The sequence below is a fragment of the Acinetobacter courvalinii genome (assembly GCF_014635545.1).
GTDB lineage: Bacteria > Pseudomonadota > Gammaproteobacteria > Pseudomonadales > Moraxellaceae > Acinetobacter > Acinetobacter courvalinii.
The window spans coordinates 1-907 of sequence record NZ_BMDA01000016.1 but is presented as its reverse complement, the minus strand read 5'-3'; the positions used below and the strand labels follow the sequence as shown (position 1 = coordinate 907).

Here is a 907-nt window from a genome sequence, read left to right as displayed (position 1 = left end):
CACTGGTACTGTGACAGCAGATGCCAGCTACACCGTGGATATCACCACACCAGTGGTGGTGATCAACCCGATTGCAGGCGATAACACCGTTAACGCAGCAGAAGCGGGTGTGGACCAAACGGTCAGTGGTTCGGTTGTAGGCGACTTCACTGCAGGTGATGCAGTGACAGTTGTGGTCAACGGCAACAATTACAACACCACGGTACAGGCGGATGGTACATGGAGCGTGACCGTTCCAGGTAGCGAGTTGACTGCAGATGCAGACAGCACCATTGAAGTGACTGTTGATGTAACAGGTACAGGTCCGGTCAGTGCAGACCACAGCTATGTTGTGGATACCACTGCACCAGATACGACGGGTAGCACACTGACTGTTGCGCCAGTGACAGCAGACAACGTTATTAACGCAGCAGAATCTACTGGCACCGTAACAGTGACAGGTACCTTGACCGGTATCCCTGCAGATGCAGCCACCACAGTGGTGACACTGCTTATCAATGGTGTGACTTACACTGCAACCGTAGATGCAGCGACTGGTAACTGGACCGCAGATGTGGCAGGTAGTGACCTGTTGGCCGATGGCGACAAGACCATCGATGCCACAGCGACCTTCACCGATGCAGCAGGCAACAGCAGCACAATCACTGATACCCAAAGCTTCACTGTTGACGTGACTGCACCGAATGCCCCAGAGATTGATCCGGTCAATGGTACCGATCCAATCACTGGTACAGCAGAACCAGGTTCAACCGTGACTGTGACCTTCCCGGATGGCAGCACCGTTGATGTAGTGACTGATCCGGTAACAGGCGAATGGACTGTACCGAACCCAGGCGGTCTGGTGGATGGTGATACCATCACTGCAATTGCCACCGACCCTGCAGGTAACCCGTCTGTACCAGGTACA

1 protein-coding gene is annotated in these 907 nt (G+C 54.0%); it reads left to right on the top strand.

The window, feature by feature from the left end; all coding sequences use genetic code 11:
* Positions 1–907: Ig-like domain-containing protein (locus tag IEV39_RS18350; protein WP_188382623.1), on the top strand; the 907-nt coding region annotated here is incomplete at both ends.